This is a genomic window from Peribacillus sp. Hz7 (assembly GCF_042136355.1).
Classification (GTDB): Bacteria; Bacillota; Bacilli; order Bacillales; family DSM-1321; genus Peribacillus; species Peribacillus asahii_A.
On the sequence record NZ_JBHHJV010000009.1, the window covers coordinates 51176 to 73059 of the forward strand.

At 35.5% G+C, this 21884-nt stretch carries 19 protein-coding genes and 3 pseudogenes; 16 read left to right on the forward strand and 6 right to left on the reverse strand.

Annotated features, from left to right (window positions below; genetic code table 11):
• The first annotated feature begins 11 nt into the window (after positions 1-11).
• Both ACE199_RS13700 and ACE199_RS13705 read left to right on the forward strand, forming a co-directional pair.
• Positions 12-2117 (forward strand): tyrosine-type recombinase/integrase, encoded by a 2106-nt coding sequence (locus tag ACE199_RS13700; RefSeq protein WP_375350256.1) that lies wholly within the window; start codon positions 12-14, stop codon positions 2115-2117.
• Entirely contained in the window at positions 2110-2490 is a 381-nt protein-coding gene (locus ACE199_RS13705) for a DUF6262 family protein (RefSeq protein ID WP_375350257.1), read from the forward strand. The genes ACE199_RS13700 and ACE199_RS13705 overlap by 8 nt, the downstream gene beginning before the upstream one ends.
• A 174-nt stretch (positions 2491-2664) precedes the next feature.
• Here the strand turns inward: ACE199_RS13705 and ACE199_RS13710 are convergent, their stop codons facing one another.
• Genes ACE199_RS13710 through ACE199_RS13720 form a run of 3 tightly spaced genes read right to left on the reverse strand, consistent with a single transcriptional unit; the run spans position 2665 to position 6387 of the window.
• Entirely contained in the window at positions 2665-3795 is a 1131-nt protein-coding gene (locus ACE199_RS13710; protein ID WP_375350258.1) for a Ger(x)C family spore germination protein, read from the reverse strand.
• Positions 3796-3808: 13 nt separating this feature from the next.
• Positions 3809-4894 (reverse strand): GerAB/ArcD/ProY family transporter, encoded by a 1086-nt coding sequence (locus tag ACE199_RS13715; protein ID WP_375350259.1) that lies wholly within the window; start codon positions 4892-4894, stop codon positions 3809-3811.
• A gap of 8 nt (positions 4895-4902) precedes the next feature.
• A complete protein-coding gene (locus ACE199_RS13720; protein WP_375350260.1) occupies positions 4903-6387 on the reverse strand; it encodes a spore germination protein in 1485 nt (494 codons plus the stop codon).
• Positions 6388-6826: 439 nt separating this feature from the next.
• Here ACE199_RS13720 and ACE199_RS13725 point away from each other — a divergent pair.
• From ACE199_RS13725 to ACE199_RS13785, 13 genes and pseudogenes are all read left to right on the forward strand, one after another.
• Positions 6827-6949 (forward strand): annotated as a pseudogene (locus tag ACE199_RS13725) (uS14 family ribosomal protein); the annotation flags it as partial.
• A 368-nt stretch (positions 6950-7317) separates the two neighbouring features.
• Positions 7318-7833: a G/U mismatch-specific DNA glycosylase gene (gene mug / locus ACE199_RS13730; protein WP_252289248.1), complete on the forward strand. Its 516-nt coding sequence runs from the start codon at positions 7318-7320 to the stop codon at positions 7831-7833.
• A gap of 74 nt (positions 7834-7907) precedes the next feature.
• On the forward strand, positions 7908-8624 hold the full coding sequence (locus tag ACE199_RS13735) for an AzlC family ABC transporter permease (protein ID WP_252289246.1): 717 nt from the start codon (positions 7908-7910) through the stop codon (positions 8622-8624).
• Positions 8615-8941, forward strand: a complete 327-nt coding sequence (locus tag ACE199_RS13740) for an AzlD domain-containing protein (RefSeq protein WP_252286013.1) — start codon at positions 8615-8617, stop codon at positions 8939-8941. Before ACE199_RS13735 ends, ACE199_RS13740 begins: the two co-directional genes overlap by 10 nt.
• Positions 8942-9255: 314 nt before the next feature.
• Positions 9256-10269 carry a glycoside hydrolase family 15 protein gene (locus ACE199_RS13745; RefSeq protein ID WP_375350261.1) on the forward strand — a complete coding sequence of 338 codons (1014 nt, stop codon included), beginning with the start codon at positions 9256-9258 and terminating at the stop codon, positions 10267-10269.
• Between the two features lie 265 nt (positions 10270-10534).
• A complete protein-coding gene (gene glgB, locus ACE199_RS13750; RefSeq protein WP_375350262.1) occupies positions 10535-12469 on the forward strand; it encodes a 1,4-alpha-glucan branching protein GlgB in 1935 nt (644 codons plus the stop codon).
• Entirely contained in the window at positions 12469-13635 is a 1167-nt protein-coding gene (locus ACE199_RS13755; RefSeq protein WP_375350263.1) for a glucose-1-phosphate adenylyltransferase, read from the forward strand. Before glgB ends, ACE199_RS13755 begins: the two co-directional genes overlap by 1 nt.
• A 15-nt stretch (positions 13636-13650) precedes the next feature.
• Complete coding sequence (gene glgD / locus ACE199_RS13760) at positions 13651-14757, forward strand: glucose-1-phosphate adenylyltransferase subunit GlgD (RefSeq protein WP_375350264.1); 1107 nt, start codon at positions 13651-13653, stop codon at positions 14755-14757.
• 15 nt (positions 14758-14772) lie between these two features.
• On the forward strand, positions 14773-16221 hold the full coding sequence (glgA, locus tag ACE199_RS13765; RefSeq protein WP_375350265.1) for a glycogen synthase GlgA: 1449 nt from the start codon (positions 14773-14775) through the stop codon (positions 16219-16221).
• Between the two features lie 106 nt (positions 16222-16327).
• Positions 16328-17083 carry an exodeoxyribonuclease III gene (locus tag ACE199_RS13770; RefSeq protein ID WP_375350266.1) on the forward strand — a complete coding sequence of 252 codons (756 nt, stop codon included), beginning with the start codon at positions 16328-16330 and terminating at the stop codon, positions 17081-17083.
• 54 nt (positions 17084-17137) lie between these two features.
• Positions 17138-17533: a cytosolic protein gene (locus tag ACE199_RS13775; protein WP_252289226.1), complete on the forward strand. Its 396-nt coding sequence runs from the start codon at positions 17138-17140 to the stop codon at positions 17531-17533.
• A 516-nt stretch (positions 17534-18049) separates the two neighbouring features.
• Positions 18050-18472, forward strand: a complete 423-nt coding sequence (locus tag ACE199_RS13780; RefSeq protein ID WP_375350269.1) for a hypothetical protein — start codon at positions 18050-18052, stop codon at positions 18470-18472.
• A gap of 215 nt (positions 18473-18687) precedes the next feature.
• Positions 18688-18813 (forward strand): annotated as a pseudogene (locus ACE199_RS13785) (HU family DNA-binding protein); the annotation flags it as partial.
• A 259-nt stretch (positions 18814-19072) separates the two neighbouring features.
• On the opposite strand, the gene ACE199_RS13790 reads toward ACE199_RS13785, so the two are convergent.
• From ACE199_RS13790 to ACE199_RS13800, 3 genes and pseudogenes are all read right to left on the reverse strand, one after another.
• Complete coding sequence (locus tag ACE199_RS13790) at positions 19073-19198, reverse strand: hypothetical protein (protein WP_375350270.1); 126 nt, start codon at positions 19196-19198, stop codon at positions 19073-19075.
• A gap of 210 nt (positions 19199-19408) precedes the next feature.
• Positions 19409-19579, reverse strand: a pseudogene (locus ACE199_RS13795) (IS3 family transposase); the annotation flags it as partial.
• Positions 19580-19647: 68 nt separating this feature from the next.
• A complete protein-coding gene (locus ACE199_RS13800; protein WP_375350271.1) occupies positions 19648-20265 on the reverse strand; it encodes a nitroreductase family protein in 618 nt (205 codons plus the stop codon).
• 333 nt (positions 20266-20598) lie between these two features.
• On the opposite strand from ACE199_RS13800, the gene ACE199_RS13805 reads away from it, so the two are divergent.
• Positions 20599-21870: a trypsin-like peptidase domain-containing protein gene (locus tag ACE199_RS13805; RefSeq protein WP_375350273.1), complete on the forward strand. Its 1272-nt coding sequence runs from the start codon at positions 20599-20601 to the stop codon at positions 21868-21870.
• Positions 21871-21884: the final 14 nt, after the last annotated feature.

A 21884-nucleotide genomic window follows, 5' to 3' on the forward strand; every position in this document is an offset into this window, starting at 1 on the left:
GGCGGGAGAGAATGAAACAGAAACAACAAACAAATACAGGAGAATTAGGTTTTCATGAACGATTACAGCAAGAGCTTTCGTGTTATCCTGTTAAGACCATACACGAAGATGGTTCCGTTACCACCCAGCAAGTGAAAGACCCATACTTCTTGATCAACGACAGTTGGAATGTTGGCTTTGTGGGCGATATTAAACAGTTCGTGGAGATGATGGAGAACTATAAAGAAACTGCACAAAATATCTATTTCCGACTCACAAACCCTATGGTCAACTTAGAAGTAAAGTATGTCTGTTATCACCAGCTATTCAATGATAAGTGGTCTTTATCAAGTGTTTTTGGAAAACAAGCAACGATCTTACGAAAATTGACACGGTTTATAAATGAAAAGTACCCTACCCTTCAATCTCTGCTTGATTTGGACATCGAGAAGGCAGAGCGAGAATGGTTGTTTTGGCTACATGAGCAAGGGTTTCAAACACAACGAATTCTACATCGTGGTAAATATACTGGTAAGTCGTCCGTAGCAAACTTTCTGCGATTCATCTACTCCAACTTCTCTGTATTGACCGATACGCGTGAAGAATGGGATAAAGACCGATGGGATGTGCGAGTGTTGTATGATAAATATGGCATCGCATATAACAAAAGCAGATCTGATTATCATCTCGATTTCACCAAAATTGAACAAGGAAACATGCGTGGGCAAGTAAAAAAATACATCAAGCAACGCCTCCTAAGTAAGAACAATTTCTCGTGGGGTACAGCAAGAGAATACTTAAAGTATTTACCTGAATTTTTATCTTTCGTATTTTCATTGGAACCAATATGGGATGATTTTAAAGGACTCAAACGATCTCATATGGAGCAATACATCCAATCGTTACATGAATACGCCAAAAGCAATTTAAGACGAAAAGATGCACACCCGGAAAGGTATATAGCGGAAGGACTAAAAATCATAGGAAAATTTCTGGAAGATATTCAAAAATATGAATACGACATAGCTCCTGAAAAGCATGTTCGATTATTACTCTTTCCAGAGGACAAGCCTAAACGAAGGAAAAAGTCTATCGACCAAATTGAACACATTCCTGAATTTGTATTGGAGCAACTCTTCACACACATCAACGATTTACATAAAGATGTCATCCCTGTCATATTGGTGGCTTTTAAAACAGGACTACGAATTTCGGATGTATTGGGATTAACCTTGGATTGTCTGGAACGGCTTAACGGCAAATACTCGATTGTGACTGATATTGAGAAGACCTATGTGAAAGGGCATCGAATTCCGATTGATGAGGAATTGGCAAATATCTTGGCGGTGCTCATTCACAAATCTAAAGAGAATAGCAATCAAGACAACAACCCCGAAGGGTTTATTTTTATTCGCTATCGTGGAGCTCGAAAAGGTAGACCGTACTCTCAAGGTTGGGTTCGAAACAGACTGAATGAATTTGCGAAAGAAAAAAACATTGTTGACGAGAATGGGAACCTTTTTAATATTAAGACTCACAAATTCCGCCACACCTATGCGGTAAAAATGTTAAACAGTGGTGTTGACATTCTAACAGTGCAAGAATTGTTAGCTCATGCTTCTCCAGAGATGACTTTGCGATATGCCAAGCTGTTAGATGATACGAAGAGAAAGGCATTTGAATCGGTCATTAACCATGGTGTATTCAGTTTTGACTTAAATGGTGATGTGCAGGAAATTAAAGCAGGTGAAGACATCCCACAGGATATTCTGCAAGCTCTCTGGCAGGATCATAAACTAAACGCGATGGACAACCCTTACGGGACGTGTCACGCACGATTGAATGGGAATTGTCCGTATATGGAAGCTCCACCTTGTCTGACATGTAACAGCGGCAGTCCGTGTAAAGACTTGGCGATTGGCTTTTCAGAATTAGATGTTGAAAAATATGAGATGCACATCAAAACAACAAAAAGAGCGAAAGAAGTAGCCGAGCATCATGGTCGTGAAGATATGGCTGAAAAGCATGAACGGAACTTACAGCGATACCAAGGTATTTTGGCCAATATCCGTGAGGGGCATGTCATCTTCGGCAGACAAGACCGCATGACGAGAAAGCAAGGTGTAAAAAATGGCTGATTATGACCGCAGAGAACAGATGAAAGAGATTCATGCATCACGGAAGGCTGCCACCTATCAAAAGGTCGATAAAGCCATTCAACGACTTGTACGTGCAAAAGAGAGCATCAATTTCAACAGCGTGGCGAGCGAGGCTAGTGTAGCGAAAGCTACGCTATACAACAACCTTGAGTTGCGTGATCGGATTGAATCCTTGCGACAACAACAAGCGAAAGCACCTACATCGAAGCAAATCAAACGAGAGATGGCTGACAATAACAAAGATGCTATCATTGAGTCATTAAGACGAAGAATTAAGAAGGTAGAAGAGGAAAACAAGCAGCTTCGAGAACAATTGAAAGTCGCGTACGCAGAGGTTTATAAAAAAATCTGAGGGAACATCGTTCCCTCCTTTCTTCAATTAAAGGGCCATAATGTTGAGGATTTAGTTTAGCATTAATATTAGGGAACCGTACCATAAGTAAATGAGGTTCCTCTTGGTTAATATTCTTGAACGTAATATACTTGAAAGAATAAGATAGTAGAGTATTTTTCTCAACTATCTTTACTAATCAATAGCGCCTGTTCGTTTTATTTCAACCTTAATAGTTGATTTTAACTTTAATGTTGAATACTTTTCCCTCAAATCTTTATCATTTAATTTGGAATATTTTCGTAAGCTTTTTATTTTTCTTCCAATGCCGATTGGATCGGAATTTAATTTTCTTAATTCCTCAAGAAAATCCCCGAATTCTTTGTTTAATTCTTCACCAAGAAGTTGCTCTAATTTTTTTATTGATTCCTTGTTTTTTAGAGTAACAGCAGGATGTCCTTCTATAGTTGAAACCGAAATGGTTGCGTTTAGCTTAACTTCATCTTCTGTAGATAATTCAATACTTCCGCGGTGCTTTATAGGGTGAATGGTGATATTAAATTTATCTTCTTTTGGCTTTTCGGCTAGTGAGATTCCTTTTTGTTTGAATGTCTCTACAGGTATGTTTAATGTAATATCTCCCAGAAAAGCCTTGTGATGGGTGAATAACTTGATGAACATGGTTTTTTTCAAAGAAATTGAACCTACCATTTTATCATTTTTAAATAATGCAACGCTATTGATGTAAGGTGCTACACCTTCTTTATTTGAAATGATGGGTAAGGTAGGATCAATACCAATTTCATAGAGCGTAGAAAAAAAATCATGTAGGTTGGAATTTATTAACATTTCTTTTCTTTCTTGCTTATCCAACAATTGATAAATATATGACCCCATTTCAGGATATTCTTCATAGTTTCTATTTTTAATGATATCTTCAGCATTATCTGTAATGGCCAAAAATATTAAAGATCCTATGCTGGTGTCTCGTTGCATGGTATCTAAAAAATTTGAAATTCCTTTCGTTTCTGTCATATCTTTATTAAATAGTAATGTCCTTAATTGTCCGGAAGTAATGTCGTGGCTTGTTTTTTGTTCTAAAATTTGTCTTATCTGTTTGCTTGTCGTTCCGACGGCCGAAATGGTTTCACTTGTTTTTTTTTCCTTTCGATCGAACTGCAATAAACTAATCGTACCTAAGTAAGTACCATCATCAAGTAAATCATAACCAATAATCGTTGAAATCCCTTGCCTTTCTAGTATTTTTTCAGGTGGCATACAGGCAGTGCAGAGAAGAGAACAAAATAGAATAAGCCATTTTTTCATTATTTCAACTCCATTAAGAATGAGAAAGAATTTTAGATTTAATAATTGAAATGAAATATAACAAGATCGGATAGACAAACCATAAGTAAAAACCAATATGACCAATTTGATTAATGAAAAGGTTAATGTCGACTCTTTTAGTGATAAAAAAACTCATGATAAAAATGATGATTGAGATGATCCAAATTCCATGTTTTTGTTTGACATGAAAAATATGTTTAACACCTTTTGAAGAAATGAATAGGGTTATGCTTAAATTTGAAAATATAACTAATATCCATATGGATACTGCTATATATTCAAAACGCTCAAGAAAAGGAAAATGGACTACACTTATCATACTGACAAGAGGCCAAATATTTTTTTCTAATTCCTTTGAACTAAAAAATAATATAGAAATAACAGTTGTAAATAAAACAAGAAGTGTAGTAAACCACACTGCTAATTGACTGATAAAAAGAAGCTTATCTTTTTCCTTTATGAATGGAAAAATAAAAAATAACGTTTCAAAACCCAGCATTGTATAGCTGCTATTAAATACTCCTTCCATTATTTCAGGCGGGGATGTTGTCAAGATGGGTAAAATTCTAGTTATTTGCAAGGATTCAAATGGTTGATACAATGCAAATATGATCCATAAAGTCATAAAAAAAGATAAGAAGCATACCCCTGCAACTACTCTGAATCCTCCTGATACTGCATAAAGTGTTACTAATAATAGGGCAAAAACACCTACCCACTCATAAACTCCTTCATATCCCCATGATAGGGACAATTCAACATAACTGATGATGATAGAGTAATTTGATGCAATAAAGTAAATGACAATAACGGTATTGATGATACTGCCTATAAAACGACCAAATACATTTTCATTTATTTCATAAAGATTAAAGTTTTCATAATGATTAAGTATCCTAATCATTATCCAAGTGATAAGACTGATAAATAGACCAGATAGTAAAATGGAGACCCATGCATCCTGCTTTGCTGCTAGATAGATTATTCTAGGGAAACCTAGTATGCCCATCCCGATTTGTGAGGTGTGTATAATGAAGAAAGCAATATAGGCGTTTACAAAACTAACAGTTGATTTCATTATCCACCTCAGAATTCATCCAAATCTTTATCAATATTTTTTAATTTCCATTCTGCACGTAACGTTTTTAATGGACGGTTAACTACAGGGCGTCTCATATAAAAATGGTGTGGAAGACGTATTAGGAAGTATTTTAAATCCTTTATCCTAAATGGGTATAAAGGTGCAAGATAAGGTTTGTTTAATGATGTCAACCTTAACAAGTGGACCATCAGTACACAGACACCAACCATAATCCCATTCAATCCCCAAATTCCTGCTAGAATAATGAAAGGAAATCTGCAAATTCTTATGGCAGTCCCCATCTCATAAATAGGGGAAGAAAACGCTCCTAATGCACTAAATGCCACGATAATAATTAAAATATTGCTGGTTAAGCCCGCCTCAACTGTTGCTTGGCCAATTACAATCCCTCCAACAATACCCATTGTTTGACCTACTTTTGACGGAAGCCGTGCCCCTGCCTCTCTAAGTAATTCAATTAATAATTCCATTAAAAGTACTTCTAGAAAAGGGGGAAAAGGAACTAGTGAACGGGATTGCCCAATGATGATTAATAATCGAGATGGTATAAGTTCAAAGTGATAGGTAATGATTGCAACATAGAATGCTGTGAAGAGTAGTGACCCAGCCATGGCTAATAATCGTATATATCTTATAAAAGTACTCAGAGACCATCGTAAATAAATATCTTCTGTTGATTCAAAAAACGAAAAAAAATTAGCAGGCCCAATAATAGCCACTGGGCTTCGATCTAAAAGGATACCAACCCTTCCATTTAAAATAGAATAGAGAAATCGATCGGGAAGCTCTGTCATGATAAACTGAGGAAAAAAAGAATAATGATTATCTTCAAGACATTGTGCCAAAACTGAACTGTCACTTATATCATCAGTTATAATATTTTCAAGCTTCTGTTTAAGTGTTTTTAGTATGTCTTCATCCGTTAAATCTTTAATATATATAATTCTTAATTGCTTCTTAACATATTCACCTATTTCTAATTCATCAGTACACAAATTAGAATTATTTAGATTTTGTCTAATAATTTTTATATTAGAAGCCAATGATTCTGTAAACGAAATTTTAGGGCCGTATACCAAAGATTCAGTTTCTGCTTTCTCGATGGATCTTTCAATTGGATTAGCACAATTTACTAAAAGGGCTTTACTTTCTTTTAATAAGTAAATATAAACGAATCCATTTAAAAGTGAAGAAATAATTTCTTGTTCCTTAAAGTCAATCTTTACTTCGCCAATAGGGATATTTTTCATTAAATAAGAATAGGTTATATCTTTTTTTGGCAGCTGTTGAATGAATTTAATAATATATTCATTAACTGTTTCAGTCTTAATTAAATTTTTCATAAAGACAACTTCAAGACAATCTCCAGCAACTTCAATTGTCCTACAAAGTAAATCTGGTGATTGGTTGAGGATATATTTAATTTTTTTATAATTTGGGCAATTATTTTTATTTGTTGTGTTTGTCATTTTAACAATCCTCAGCACTTTTTTTATTATTATTTGAAATAAAAAAAAAATTTATCCTTGTTTTACAAAGAAGTAAGGCCAAAAAGTAGTTTATGGACAATTTTTTGAACTGAATTGTAAGAGATAAAAGGTGTAATAAACTGTGTGGAAACAGGATAAGTAGCTGCGTGTTAGCAACGGTGATAAAATCCTCATTTAGATACAATATGGTGAACCTTATCATAAGTAAATGGATTTTTTTTGAGGATTAAAATTTGGCAAGGTTATTAGATAATTTATTCTCTTTGAATTAATTCGATCTTCCGCAATCGGGCGCGATTGTTGAACAAGAAGTAAAGGAGGGATACATATTAGTCATGACTAATATGTATCCCTCCTTATTTTTTATGACTTTTTTTGATTTAGGTCTTGATAACAAAAGCCATGGGAGTGGTCAGATAATCGATGTGGAATCACAGGGCGTCCACGTGGATATATGCGTGAATTCAATATGTCACGTATTGCCTTTCGTGAACTCGCCCATAAAGGACAACTACCAGGTGTGAAAAAAGCTAGTTGGTAACAAGAAAAGCAGAAGAGCCTTGGTCAGCTCGTGAAGGAAATAGGAATTGACGCTAAAGGCGTTCTTTGCCTTTGGAGGCAAGCGTCTTTTCCACAGCGAGCTAGGCGATGGAGCTAGACAAGAAAAGCAGAAGCGCCTCACAATCTTTGTATAATAAAAAACGTTTACTGAACAGTCATTCTAAAATGGATGGCTGTTTTTTATGTGTATAATAGTAATATTTCAAAAAATAATTTCCTAGGAAATGTAAAATTTTTCTAAGGAAGAGGTGATTAAATTTATTATAATATGTAAAATAGAATTTGTAGCTTAATTAGGCAGAAGCATCTTCCTAGAATTTTTTAAACCGATAGAAATGAGGCATGTCGATGAAGGAACTCTCAGACCATCTAAAGCATAACCTAGATATTTTATTTGTTGGCTTCAATCCAAGTCTTCGTTCTGCGGAAACAGGACACCACTATGCCAATCCTAATAATCGATTTTGGCGTATTCTTTTTGAAGCGGGCATTACGCCGAGAAAGTATAGTTCTAATGAAGATTATACATTATTGGGTTTAGGCTTTGGATTTACAAATATTGTTGCTAGGCCGACAAAAAGTGCCGATGAAATTACAAAAGCTGAATACATAGAAGGAAGAGAACAATTAAAACAAAAGATTATAAAGTATCAACCGAAAGTTGTTTGTTTTGTAGGAAAAGGTGTTTATCAACAATATGCAAATAAGCGAAATGTGACCTGGGGTGTTCAGGCACAGCCAATGGTTTCTGGGACGATTGATTTTGTTGCTCCATCATCAAGCGGGCTTGTCAGAATGAAGATGGAGGAGATTGTGGAGATTTATCAGGGGTTAACGAGATTGCTTATAGAGCAAAAGAGATAATCATTGACTTATGGAAGTTCCACTACTACACATTACAGCAGAAAGCTTTTCGGTCATCAGCGGAGGGGAAATACATGAACGAAAGTGCATTATATTACGAGGAAGAAGATAGTTTTTGGCAAGGTGTTAAAGATTGTGTGCCTACTTTATTAGGTTATTTGAGCATCGGTTTTGCGGCGGGAGTTGTTGAAAAGACAGCGGGTTTAAGCATTGCTGAAATTGCCCTTATATCTTTAATTTTATATGCTGGATCTGGTCAGTTTATTGCAGCTGGGATGATTGCAGCTGCTCATCCTATATCAGCTATTGTATTTACCATTTTCTTTGTAAATAGTCGGCATTTATTATTAAGTGCAGCAATTGCTCCTTATTTTCGCAAGCAAACAATAGGGCAAAACATACTAACAGGTGCTTTGCTAACAGATGAAACATTTGGCGTTGCGATTAATCATGCGCAGCATAAAAAACAGCTAAATTATAAATGGATGTTAGGATTAAACATTACAGCTTATCTAAATTGGGTTCTTGCTAATATAGCAGGTGGATTTTTTGGACAGTGGATTCCAACACCGGAGAAATATGGATTGGATTTTGCTTTGCCAGCTATGTTTATTGGGCTCCTTATTTTACAAATTATGAGTCACAAAAAATACTTTGTTGATATTATAGTTGCTTTAAGTGCCGTTTTGATTGTTGTTATTTCTAGCTTTCTTTTCCCAGGAAGTGCGGGCGTGATTATAGCAACAATCGCGGCGGCTACAATTGGGATGGTGATTGAGCGATGGAAGTAAACATGTATATCTTATTAGTCATTGTTGGCTCAGCTATTGTTACCTTTATTCCAAGAGTTGTACCGTTAGTATTGCTAAGTCGTATTCAAATTCCGGAATGGGGCATTAATTGGTTGAAGCATATACCTGTAGCAGTTATGGCTGCTCTGCTTGCGCAAGAACTTCTATTATCAAACAATCAATTTTCTATATCGGATAATCTGTTATCTTTACTAGCGGCGTTACCTACATTTCTTGTCGCGATTTTTTCACGAAGTTTATTAGGCACTGTATTGGTTGGTGTCATATCATTAATGATTTTAAGATTTTTCTTTTGATCAATTCATAATAAGGCTAAGTAGAATAAAGTGTTATACACTGTATTGAAGAGAAGATAGATAAAGCTTAAACGAATAAAGGACAGTCCCTATTGAGTAACAGATAATATGGGCTGTCCTTTATTTCATATAGATTGAAACTATTATCAAATCAAGGAGCTCTTACATACACTAACAGTACAGATATATAGGTTAAGGGAGCAGGTTTTGCAGTTGAGTTTATGAAAGCGCTTTAAAATTAGAGGACGATGTTTAGAAATGAGGGTTTTGTCAACACTGAGAGTAAAGCAAAAAGCTACGGAGGTGTTTATCTAATGAATGTAAACAAGGCCATTGAAGTTCTTGAGCGGATGCGACTTTCGAATGGGGCATATACGGCCAGTCTTTCTAAAGATTATAGCTATGTTTGGATTAGAGATGTTGTTTATACCGTGCTCCCTTTTTTAACAGATTCTTCAGACCGTTATGAGAAAGCGTATCAGGCTTTGTTCGACTTATTTCGTAATTATGAATGGAAGATTGATATTCATACAGAGAAAAAACCAATTTATTTATTTGAATATATCCATTCTAGATACTCAACGGATTTAAAGGAAATTCCTGTTGAGTGGGGGCATGCTCAAAATGATGCCATTGGTGCTTTTTTATGGGGAGTAGGCGAGGGTTTTCGTCATGGGAAAAAAGTGATTCGTGATGAACGAGATCTCCAAATTGTTCAGAAGTTAGTCGATTATTTAGAGTGCTTACAATATTGGCAAGCAATCGATAATGGTATGTGGGAAGAGAATATGGAGCTGCATGCATCGAGCATTGGCGCCTGTGTTGCAGGATTAAATGCCGTCAAAATGCTTGTGAACGTACAGGAAGAACTAATTAAAAAAGGAGAAGAAACGTTACGATTTATGCTGCCTAGAGAAAGTGAAACAAAGGAAACAGACTTAGCTTTACTTTCACTGATTTATCCGTATCGAGTTGTAGATCGGAAAACCGCTTTAAAAATCGTACAAAATGTCTCCAATAAATTAGAAAGAACCTATGGCTGCATCCGTTATGAAAATGATCAATATTATAATGAAGGCAGCGAAGCTGAGTGGTGTTTTGGGTTTCCATGGCTTGGGCTATGCTATTTAGAACTAGGTATGAACAATATGGCGAAACAATATATTGAGAAAACGAAAAAAATTATCCCAGCTAATTTTGAAGTGCCGGAACTATATATCGGCGGCAAAAATATACCAAATGGAAATACCCCGTTAGCCTGGTCCGTTTCCTTATCGTATCTATTTTTAGTAAAAATGGACAATATGCGCAATGAACAGGTAACTTAACATACTCAAATAAGCGCGGGCTCTTCCTGTTGAATAGGAGGGGCTTTTTCATTTGTTTTATTTAATTTTTGGGTGCTGTTACATAACGTATAAATCAACAATATTCATGAACAACGTATCCAATTTCTAAAAGGGTAAATATTTTGTCGAATATAATATTTTGTTGAATTAAATGGTTAATTATTACAGGTGAAGTCGAGAGATATGGAAGGATTAAACAGAATTATAACGAATATATATTTAAGAAAGGAATGGAGGTGGAATTTTGAATAATACTGTTGATGCTTGCTATGAGATAAATCCCACTGATTTATATTTATTTCATGAAGGAACACTTTATGAAAGTTATAAATTGCTTGGTGCACATTTTGTGAAAAAAGCGAATCAAGAAGGTGTAAGGTTTACCGTTTGGGCTCCTCATGCTAGAGGTGTATCCGTTGTTGGTGATTTTAATCATTGGAACGGAGAGAATCATCAAATGGAACGAATTGAACGATCGGGAATTTGGGTCCTGTTCGTGCCTGACTTAAAGGAAGGTGAATTGTATAAATATGAAATACATACACCAAGTAATCATATCATTCTCAAAGCAGATCCATATGCTTTTTATTCGGAATTACGTCCCAAGACAGCTTCAGTTATTAAGCGATTAGATACGTACAATTGGCAAGATTCCAAATGGATGGCTCAACGAAAAAAGGAAGATGTGTATCATAAACCGATGTCCATTTATGAAGTACATATTGGAACGTGGAAACAAAAGGAGACTGGGGAGTTTTATACGTATCGAGAGCTTGCTGATGAATTGATTGAATATGTAGTAGATAACGGATTTACACATATCGAACTCATGCCCGTTATGGAACATCCATATGATAAATCATGGGGCTATCAGTTGACTGGTTATTATTCACTCACAAGTCGGTATGGTACTCCAGAGGATTTTATGTATTTTGTGGATCAATGTCATCAACATCAAATTGGGGTCATTTTAGATTGGGTTCCTGCTCACTTTTGTAAAGATGCTCATGGCTTAGGAAGATTTGATGGCACTCCTTTATATGAACCAATCGATTTTCGAAGAGCGGAACGCCCGGCATGGGGAACGTATAGCTTTGATTTTAGCAAGCCAGAGGTTGTTAGTTTTTTAATTTCTAATGCCATGTTTTGGATGGATGTGTATCATATTGATGGCTTTCGCATTGATGCAGTATCCTCGATGGTTTACTTAAACCATGATAACCCGCTTCCGGAGCGGATCTCCAACCAGTATGGCGAAGAGGAGAACTTAGAAGCGATTGCTTTTATTAAAAAATTAAATGAAGCGGTATTTCATAAGTATCCCACTGCTTTAATGATGGCCGAGGAAGCGACGGATTGGCCGCTGGTTACATCACCAACGGATGTAGGAGGACTAGGCTTTAATTTTAAATGGAATATGGGCTGGGTCAATGATATTCTTCGGTATATGAAGCTGGATATAAGCCAACGACCTTATCATCATAACCTCTTAACATTCTCGTTATTTTATGCCTTTTCAGAAAATTTTGTGCTCTCTTTTTCACATGACGATGTTGTGCATGGGAAACGTTCTCTTCTAAATAAAATGCCAGGTGACTATTGGCAAAAGTTTGCGAATCTTCGTTTACTTTATGGATATTTTATCACGCATCCAGGAAAAAAATTATTGTTTATGGGCGGGGAATTCGGTCAATTTATTGAATGGAAAGATGAAGAGCAATTAGATTGGTTACTATTAGACTATGAATCACACACAAAGTTGGCTCGATTTTTCCGTGCTTTGCAACATTTTTATCAGCAGTCGTCTTGCTTATGGAGACTTGACCATGATCAGGAAGGGTTTGAATGGATTGATCCGAATAATCATAAACAGAGTATTATTAGTTTTATTAGAAAGGGCAAACGTAAAGGGGATTATGCACTGATTGTGTGCAACTTTTCAGCCGATGTGCATCATAACTTCCGTATCGGTGTTCCATCATTAGGAAAATATATCGAGGTGTTAAACAGCGATGACGTTTCTTTTGGTGGAACGGGTCAGTGTAATAGGCAGCCGATCGCTGTTCAAAAGAAGCCTTATCATAATCAACGTTATAGTATGGAAATAACTGTACCACCATTAGCTATTTCAGTTTTTATGAAGCAAACGCAAAAAAGACAGGGGAGAGTGAAGGGATAATGGCTTCAAAGAAATGGGTTGCAATGTTATTAGCCGGCGGACAGGGATCTCGATTAGGAGAATTAACAAGTGGATTAGCTAAACCAGCTGTTCCTTTCGGAGGGAAATATAGAATTATTGACTTTCCTTTAAGTAATTGCACACATTCTGGCATTGATACGGTTGGTGTCTTAACGCAATATCAGCCTCATTTGCTCAACGACTATGTCGGGAATGGTAAAGTGTGGGATTTAGATTCGGATTTCGGCGGCGTTTCGGTACTGCCTCCTTATAAAGGGAAAGACGGTGGAGAGTGGTATAAAGGAACGGCGAATGCAGTCTATCAAAATATTCAATATATAGATCGATATAATCCAGAAAATGTTTTAATTATTTCCGGTGATCACATTTATAAAATGGATTATAGTCAAATGCTCGCTTATCATATTGAAAAACGGTCCCAAGCGACAATTGCCGTTATTCAAGTACCATGGCAAGAAGCAAGCCGTTTTGGCATTATGAATACTAACGATAATCAAAAAATTATCGAATTTGATGAAAAGCCCGAATATCCGAAAAGTAACTTAGCTTCAATGGGTGTATACCTCTTTAACTGGAAAACATTAAGAAGTTATTTAATAGAGGATGAAAGGGATTTAACCTCGGATCACGACTTTGGTAAAAATATTATCCCTAATATGTTAGAGGACCGAAAACATTTATATGCCTATCATTTTGAAGGATACTGGAAAGATGTTGGAACAGTGGAAAGTCTTTGGGAAGCGCATATGGATCTTCTAGAGGTAAACCCTCAGTTTCAATTAGATGATCCGGATTGGAAAGTATTCGCTAGAAATGCGAATCATCCGCCGCATTATATTGGGGAAGAGGCAGTCATTAAACAATCTCTTACAAATGAAGGGTGCATGATTTACGGTACAGTGGAGCACTCTGTTTTATCCTATAATGTTCAGGTTGGCTATAATTCAACTATTAAAGATTCCGTCATTATGCCGAATGTTCACATTGGAGATAATGTTCATATTGAAAGAGCGATTATTGATAGTAATTGTGTGATAGAAGATGGGGCTGTGATTGGAAACTCCAATCCATCAGCTAAGATTACTTTAATAGGAGAAGGTCAAACGATTACTTCTACTGACCAAAAAAAGATTACGAATATTTGATAAGGGGCGATCGTCATGGGAAATGTATTAGGCCTTATTAATTTAATTAATGAGAAGCAATATTTAAAAGAATTAACGACTCACCGTAATATAGCATCCGTTCCTTTCGGAGGTCGTTATCGTCTTATTGACTTTACGATGTCGAATTTTATTAATGCTGATATTTCTTTAGTTGCCGTTTTTCCGAAAGAAAGATACTTATCCTTGATGGATCACCTTGGATCAGGGAAGGAATGGAATCTAGATCGACGTTCAGGTGGATTATTTATTTTGCCCCCTATTCAGCCGCACGAAACGAGTATGGGTGATATGAAACAGTTTCATAATCATTTAAGTTTTTTTGAACGAGTAAATGCTGATACAGTGATTATTTCACCAGGAAATCATGTATGTAAAATGGATTACAATGAAATCCTTGCTTTTCATCGAGAAAATCAAGCAGATATTACCGTTGTGTATAAAGATTTTTACGACGGTGCTGTTGAAAAGCTAATTTATCATCAATGTATAGTGAATGAGGACGGAAATGTAACCGATATTAACTTATTTAATGTACCGCAAGCAGGCGACCATATTTCGCTTGAAACATATGTAATTAGTAAATCTCTTTTTATCGATTTGATTAAAAAATGTGCAGCGAATGAAGAATATAATTTTTTAAAAGATGCTGTAAAAGCTAACCTTCATTGTTTAAATGTAAAAGGATATCACTTTACTGGGGAGCTGCCATTTATTCATTCTATCGAAAGTTTTCATGCTAGTAATATGAAGTTTTTAAACCCTCAAACTCTTAAATCTTTCTTTAGTGAGGAATGGAGTGTATTTACGAAAATTAAACATGAGCCTCCAGCTAAGTACGGACAGTCATCAAATGTGAAAAATTCTTTAGTTGCTAATGGCTGCGATATTGAAGGGACAGTTGAAAACAGCATTCTATTCCGCGGGGTTAAAGTGAAAAAAGGAGCAATCGTGAAAAATAGCATTATTATGCAAAAGGGTGAAATCGAAGAAGGCGCTATTGTTGAAAATGTTATCGCGGATAAAGAAGTAAGAATTACGAAAGCGAAAAAGGCTGTTGGAGAAAACGAACCACTAGTTATCAAAAAAGCGGAAGTTATTTAATGGAGGTGCCTTATTATGCATGTATTATTTGCTGCTTCAGAATGTGCCCCATATATTAAAACAGGCGGGTTAGGCGATGTCATTGGAGCGCTGCCAAAAGCACTGAAAAAACAACAAATAGGGGTTAGTGTTGTTTTACCAAAGTTTGAAGATCTTCCTTTTAAATATAAGCAACAGTTAACCTATATGACGAGTATTGAAGTACCGGTAGGTTGGCGAAAGCAATTTTGCGGGATTGAAAAATTGGTTGATAACGGGATTAATTACTACTTTTTAGATAATGAATACTATTTTAAACGACATGGTAGCTATGGATATTTTGATGATGGAGAGCGATTTGCTTTCTTTTCAAGAGCGGTGTTAGAAGCGCTGCCTTATTTAGAAAAAAAACCAGATATTATTCATTGTCATGATTGGCAAACTGGACCGATTAGTGTTTTGTTAAAAAGTCATTTTAGCAACCATCCCTTTTATCGTAACTTAAAAACAGTGTTTACGATACATAACTTACGCTATCAAGGAGTATTTCCTAAGTCAGTATTATCGGAATTATTGGATTTAAGTGAGTTGTATTTTCATATGGACGCGCTTGAGTTTTATGGAAATGTAAGTTATTTAAAAGCAGGATTAGCTTTTTCTGATTATTTAACAACTGTTAGTCCAAGTTATGCGGGAGAAATCCAAACAGGTTATTACGGTGAGCAACTTGATGGATTTCTTCGTAAACGAAGTAATCGTCTGCAAGGCATTATTAACGGGGTCGATTATGAAGTGTATAATCCAAGTCTGGATTCTGCCTTATTTAAACCGTATAAAACATATGCAGGGAAAATGGAGAATAAACGAAAGCTTCAAGAAGACCTACATCTTCCTGTAAATGAAGAAATACCCGTTATTGCAATGGTTACTCGTCTCGTTGAACAAAAAGGAATAGACTTAGTTCTACGTGTTTTTCATGAAATGATGAGTCAACATGTTCAACTTGTTATACTTGGTACAGGAGATGCCCATTATGAGTCTGCACTGCGAGATTTAGCAGCGCAGTATCCTGATAAGGTGTCTGTTCAGACGTATTTCGATGAACAATTATCACGAAGAATCTATGCAGGTTCTGATTTATTCCTGATGCCATCTCAATTTGAACCATGCGGCATTGGACAATTAATCGCACTTCGTTATGGAACATTGCCGATTGTGCGAGAAACGGGCGGGCTTCGAGATACGGTTATTCCCTATAATGAGTTTACAAATGAAGGGAATGGGTTTAGTTTCACGAACTATAATGCGCATGATATGCTGTATACGATTGAGAGAGCGGTTGGTTTATACCGTTTTCAGCCGAAAAAGTGGCAAAATCTTGCCGAAAGAGCGATGAGGTTCGACTATAGCTGGGATGCATCATCAAAAGCATATATTGAGTTATATGAATCTTTAGTTGAAACGACAGCGGTCCCTGCTTTTTAAACCAAACATGGGTAGAGTTCAGACTCTATCCATGTTTGGTTTTTGTTTTCACGATAATAATCGGATATAGTATAAGAAAAAGATAGCAACAAGGAGAAGACAAAATATGAAATTAGTTTCATGGAATGTAAATGGCATACGAGCTTGTGTAAAGAAGGGATTTTTAGATTATTTTAAAGAAGTAGATGCAGATATTTTTTGTTTACAAGAAACAAAGCTTCAAGAGGGACAAATCGAGCTTGAATTAGAAGGATATCATCAATATTGGAATTATGCCCTTAAGAAAGGGTACTCGGGTACAGCCATTTTCACGAAGCAACAACCTTTATCGGTAAAATATGGTGTAGGTGATGAGCAGGAGGAGCCGGAAGGAAGAATTATTACACTAGAATTTGATACGTTTTATATGGTCAATGTGTATGCCCTTAATGCAAAGCGAGATTTATCGCGATTGGACGAGCGCTTAGAGTGGGAAGATAAAATTCGTGCGTATTTAGTTGAGCTTGATGCAGTCAAGCCTGTTGTATATTGCGGGGATTTAAATGTTGCTCATCAACCGTGTGACTTAAAAAATGCTAAATCGAATGTTGGGAATTCAGGATTTACAATGGAAGAACGAGAGAAAATGACAGACTTGCTTGCAGCAGGCTTTCTAGATACATTTCGTTATTTTTATCCAGACAAAGAGGGCGCGTATACGTGGTGGTCTTATATGGCTAAAGTACGTGAACGTAATATTGGTTGGCGTATTGATTACTTTATCGTATCAGAGCGCTTGCAAAATGATTTAATAGATGCTGATATACATAGTCATATTCTAGGCAGTGATCATTGTCCCATTGTTTTAGAAATGAACTTGTAAAAATAAAATGAGAGGACATACTAGTAGTATTCTGAAGACTAATGGGAGGTTACAATGAATACTTTTATTGTTGGATTTCATCAAGAAGATAATGTAGACAGCATGCAAGTTCAAAAATTAACAGAAGCTGAGTTTGAAAAATCAACAAGTGGTGGAATTCGAAGATTATTCGAACTCGATACGAATATTGGATTTTTCGTATTTTTGGATGCGGAAGATGAGGAAGGGGATGTATCTCATCTCGTATTGAAGTATGAAGAGGATGCGGAAGATCCATCAGATTTTTATTCATTTTCTCAAAATGATTTTTACGAATTTATGGCTTTATATTTACACGGTATCGATGAATTAGAAGAAGAGGAAGAAAGTGAAGAGTATGGTCCAGTTCATCATCTTGCTCATTTACTTCATCATATTGTGGAAGAAGGAAAAGCGGTTAAGCCTGAATAAGGGTGATTGGCATTGTCCAATTGTCACAAAGTCGTCTATGTAGAGGTTTTTAGTCAAGCTATTCATGATAATAATCAAATCCGATAAGTGAAAACAGGAGCCATTACCTCTGAATAAGGTAATGGCTCCTGGGTCTTTCTTCATTGGAGCAGGCTAATTAGTTTTTATTTTTAGATATTATCTGTAATATCGATTCTTCTCCTAAACGAGAGCTCGGTAGAATACTAATTGATAAGGTAAAGAATACAGTAGATAGAATGAATAAGCTCTTTTAAGAAAAAGAATGTAACCGAAGCTGCAATTGTAAATGCAGTCTGGCCGTATGTGTATTCTCCTTTGGTTGGGGGATATATTGGGGGCTTATTTGATAAAACGTGGATATTATATGTTAATTCAAAAGTAAGATACCTGTCAGTGCTCGTTTTAGATGGGCAAATCAATCAATTTTTAGGTTAGTGTACCAGGAAAAAGAGACCTGAATAAACTATTTATAAAATAAGAGGAGGTTAACGATGGATGTTCCCACATAATTTTTATAAACCGAGTTGGCATTATGATAGTCAGAACCAAAGAGGAGTACGTCAACAAGGCGTTCTTTCTTATCTGGATCCAGGCCATATACAAGCACAAGAATCAAGTTTAGAAACACAAGGTCATGGTAGTATGCCTCATTGGCCGCCTTCTCAAGACCTGGGTAACTATAGGCAAGGAAGTACTCAAGGCTATTCATCTTCGGCGAATCTGACCAATCCATATAATAGTAAATCATCAGATTCGCAAAATATGATGCAATTGCTTATTAGTATTCAGAATCAATTGAATCAATTGAATAAGTTGATTACGCAGAACAATCAATTGTTACAATCTGTGCATAAACAAGAAGATACTAAGTGTATTCAGGCTGGGACTGGTAGTGGAACAGTTGTTGTAAGGATGTAAGGTTTCCAAAATTTTTTTATTATTTGATATCAATCTTTAATACTATTTTAAAGTCTGTTTACATTTTTTTGAATTACCTAATCAAGGGTGGCTTTTCTGTATTGTTATGTACTAAACACCTTCATATTAATTTTGAGATTTTATTTATGTATTTTTTAGGAGTATAGCTAACATTCCTTTTTAGGTTTTATCTTCTATATATAAGTATAGTTCTATTTGAAGTACGTGAACGTTCAGCTCGAAAAGGTCGTAATCCACAAACAGGTGAAGAAATAGACATTGCTGCTTCTAAAGTTCCAGCTTTTAAACCTGGTAAGGAATTAAAGGAGGCCGTAAAATAATTAATATATAATAGTGTAAAAATACTCTGGATTAGTTAGTCCCAGAGTATTTTTCACTTCCTATCATTAAGTTGAATGAATCTCTTGTAAAATAACCCTACAACTGTATTGTGAGGTTTTCGGCGAATAATTCTTTATGCTTCGTCAGATTCCTAAAAGAGTAATTGGTTAAATGGAAAAAACAAGTGAATGTTTTTGAGACAATTCATTTTATAAAATTTATGGCTGTGAACTTATTGATTTTTAACTGAAATTCCTACTATTTTTTAAAATCTTTTTTCGTTATTTCACTGTGAACACTTGTTTCTTTAGAAAACTCTGCATCATTTTTTAAGTTGTTCGGATATTTGTTTTTGCGTTCACGATTATCATTTTTGTTTGTCATGAATAGTTCTCCTTTCAATAAGATACAAACTATTCTGTACAAGTAGAAGAAATTTATAACCACCATTAAAAATCCATTCCGCCTTTATGATTACTACGCATATGATGCATCCAACATACCTCTAATGCTTTTCTTGATTAAAGCTTCAAGCTCCTTTAATTCAAACTGAATCCTTTTCGCAAGAAATTTAATGGTAGTGAAAACAAAATTTTATATAAACAATGTATCCCATACGAGACTCTCATAAGAGTTCATAGTTAACTCGATTCGTTTGTGATTATAGTATTCTATATATTGTGCTAGTTCTTGCTTAAAGTATTCTACACTGTAAAATTCTTTCAGGTAAAGAAATTCTGATTTCATGATGCTAAAAAAATTTTCCTGACGCTACTCTATTAGATTGGTGATATTAGGAATTCCTCACTTTAAGCTTTGCTAAGTGGAGGAGTTCAAACATATGTAACAAATTCCGTAACAGGTTTACGATATCCTCGTGGTCGCCTGCTGACTGTTTTTTCTTTTCCAATTGTAATCATGAGTGCAATTTCATATTGATGGGTAATGTTTAAGATTTCTCGTACTTTTGCTTGATCAAACCCAATCATTGGACAAGTGTCCCAGCCTTTGTCTTTGGCGATGAGCATAAATTGCATGGCTGAAAGAGAAGCGTTTCGAATCGCCTCCTCACTTTGAAATTTGTCTCCTTTTGTTTCTGCATCCGTTATAATGCTGTTAACAGTCTCCTCATATTCCCGTTGGTCCATAATGCCTAAATGGAGTAACCCTTCATAAATTTGCGCAACGTTTTGGTGGGCTTTTTTATCACCAAGTACAAGAATCACAGCGGAAGCGGTCGACACTTTATATTGACCAGCAGCTTCTTTAATTTGTTCCTTTATGTGTGTATCTAAAACAGCAATATATTTTGCATGCTGTAAATTGTTTGCAGAAGGAGCAAACTTCGTTAATTCAAACATTTCATTTAATTCATTTATGGAAATCGGTTGGTTTTCTAAAAAGTTATTAGCCGAGCGACGTTCTTTTACTACAGTTGTCAATTCAGACATGCTGCAACACTCCTATTCAATAAGAAAATATATGTATAAACTTACTTTTATATAGTAACATATAAATAGGATTTTAGGACTAAAAAGTAAATAGGAATAGAAAACTCGATATTTTTAGCTTAATGAGCTAAAAAAGTAAGAAGTAACAATGTTATTTTATATTTAAATAAAAACCTCGCTAGAATATATTTATACACCTTCAAATGTTTAAAATCATGTATATCTATTTATTTCACCACTAAAAAAATGTTTAAGTAATAGTAAACCATATAGAACAAATTCTATTATTAAAATATAATAGTCTAAAAGACTTATATGAAGCAGGTGGTAAATTTGGAATGTCATTCTTGCGGTAATACTATTGAAAGTCGAGGGAGTTTTTGTCCACATTGTGGTAAAAAGATCAGAGGATCAAAGCGGATTCCATTTCTTGTAATCTTAGCTTTAGGTAGTATGACTACTTTTGGCTTTGTATTATGGAACTATTTTTATCCCAATGATTATCAAAAAATGCCTAAAACAACAGCTGTAGTAGATTCAACGAAAGTAGAAGAAGACAAAAAGGAAACAGAAAAGAAAACAGAAGAAATTAAGGCTGAAGCTTTACCCGCTAGTGAAATCACAGAAAAAGTTCAAAAAGATGTCTCTCAAGTGATTGAAGAATCATTACGAAAAGTAGTAACCATCTATACAGAAGCAAGCCAAGGTTCTGGTTTCTTAATTAATGAAAAAGGGGACATATTAACAAATGCTCATGTCGTGGAAGGTTCTATATACGTAACCGTTCAAGATAGTACAAATCATGAATATAGTGGAACCGTGATTGGGTACTCAAATAATACGGATGTTGCAGTTGTTAGAGTGCCTGATTTAGCCGGAGGTAACTTTCTTCCCATGGAAACGACTGAAAGTGCTTCACTTGGAGAAGAAGTGCTTGCTTTAGGAAGCCCATTAGGCTTGCGTAATACCGCAACTTTAGGCCATATAACAGGAGTGGATCGCAGCTTTTATATTGGGGAGCGTGGTTACGAAAATATTTATCAAATGTCAGCACAAATTGCTTCTGGTAGCAGCGGAGGCCCACTTGTATCCTTAAAAACGGAGAAAGTAATTGCAATCAATTCCGCTAAAGTAATGGGAGAGGAATCTATCGGGTTTAGTATTCCGATAAATTCAATTTATTCATTAATTACAGATTGGATTACCACACCGTTATCTGAACAAGAACTAAATAATCTATTTTATAACGATGAAGGCTATTTACATTATCAAGAAGAGCTTGAAAATGGTGATGACTGGTATTTTGATGGAGGAGATTATTCAGATGAGAACAACTCCTACTATGATATCCCAGATGACTGGTACAATGCTTCAGAAGAAGAAGATAGCTTGTATGAAGAAGACGGTTACGAATACGAAGAGAAAACAATACATGAGGAAGATACTTATGAAGAAGAGATTTATGAGGAAGAAAACGAATATGAAGAAGATTGGAACGAAGACTCCAATTCTTATGAAGCAGATGAAAGCTATGAAAATGACGATGTATATATAGAAGAGGAATTAGATGAAGATTATTCGGATGAGGAAGAAGAGGCATATTAAATTTATTTAGATGT